A 1,210-nucleotide genomic window follows, 5' to 3' on the forward strand; every position below is an offset into this window, starting at 1 on the left:
AGCCGACACTGCGCCGCGACCTCGAGCAATTGATCGCCGGGCTTGCGGGGCGCGGCGTCTACACCAATCTGATTACCGCGGGCGTTGGCATCGTCGAGGGCCGTGTCGAGGCATTTGCCGAAGCCGGTCTAGACCATCTGCAACTGAGCTTTCAGGGCGCGCGGCCGGCGACCACGGATCGCATCGGCAACCACAAGGGCGCCCACGAAAAGAAGCTGGAGACGGCACGCCGCGCGCGCGCGGCCGGTCTGCCTCTTACCATCAACGCGCCGATCCATCGCCATAACATCGAGGAGGTGCCGGAATTCATCGATCTCGCCCTTTCGTTGGGCGCGGAGAGGCTCGAGATCGCCAATGTGCAATATGCCGGCTGGGCGTTGACCAATCGCGATCAACTGATGCCGGAGCGTGAAGCGGTCGATAGGCAGGCGGAGATCGTCGCGGAGGCACAGGAGCGGTTGGCCGGCATCATCAACATCGATTTTGTGACGCCGGACTATTTCGCGATCTATCCCAAGCCGTGCATGGGCGGCTGGGCGCGGGACGCCTTCATGGTGACGCCTGACGGCACCGTACTGCCCTGCCATGCCGCACAGACGATCCCGTCGCTCAGCTTCGAGCGTTTCGAACCACGCAGGCTGTCCTCGATCTGGGCCGATTCGCCGGCGTTCAATGCTTTTCGCGGTACGGACTGGATGCAGGAGCCATGCCGCGGCTGTGAGCGGCGCGAGATCGACTGGGGCGGCTGCCGCTGCCAGGCGATGGCGATCGCCGGCGATGCCGCTGCAACGGACCCGGCTTGCGCGAAATCGCCGATCCATGCTCGCATGGCAATGCTGATCGACGAAGCCAGGCGCATTGCCACAGTTCCTTCGAGAGAAGAAGCATTCGTCTACCGGCGGATCGGTGCGGTGACCGAATCCGCCTGACCTGGCGAGAAAGCGCTTCTCACCCCCTCGGCAAGACGCGTAGCGTCTGCTCGTCAAACAATGGCTCGTCCTGGCCGATGCGCACAAAAAGCAGGCTGTACCCCTCACCCGCGGGCACCTCGAAATACTGCATGCCGTCAGGCATTTCACCCCAGTCGCCGCAGGGCGGTTCGGGAATCTCGTCGGAGCTGGCAAGTGCTTTCAGCTCTTTCGCATAGGCGGCGTCGGGGCTGAATGTGTAGCGTTTGACGCCGGCGAGTACCGTGCCCTCGGTGTAAGAC

The 1,210-nt window shown here is 63.6% G+C and carries 1 protein-coding gene and 1 pseudogene; one reads left to right on the forward strand and one right to left on the reverse strand.

Annotation, left to right across the window (positions count from 1 at the left end; translation table 11 throughout):
- Positions 1–929 (forward strand): pyrroloquinoline quinone biosynthesis protein PqqE (pqqE, locus tag EN914_RS36005; RefSeq protein WP_245497935.1); only part of this gene is annotated, 929 nt, incomplete at its 5' end.
- Positions 930–948: 19 nt separating this feature from the next.
- Here the strand turns inward: pqqE and EN914_RS36010 are convergent.
- Positions 949–1,210: pseudogene (locus EN914_RS36010) on the reverse strand (hypothetical protein); the annotation flags it as partial.

The organism is Mesorhizobium sp. M7A.F.Ca.CA.001.08.2.1 (assembly GCF_003998455.1).
GTDB lineage: Bacteria > Pseudomonadota > Alphaproteobacteria > Rhizobiales > Rhizobiaceae > Mesorhizobium > Mesorhizobium ciceri.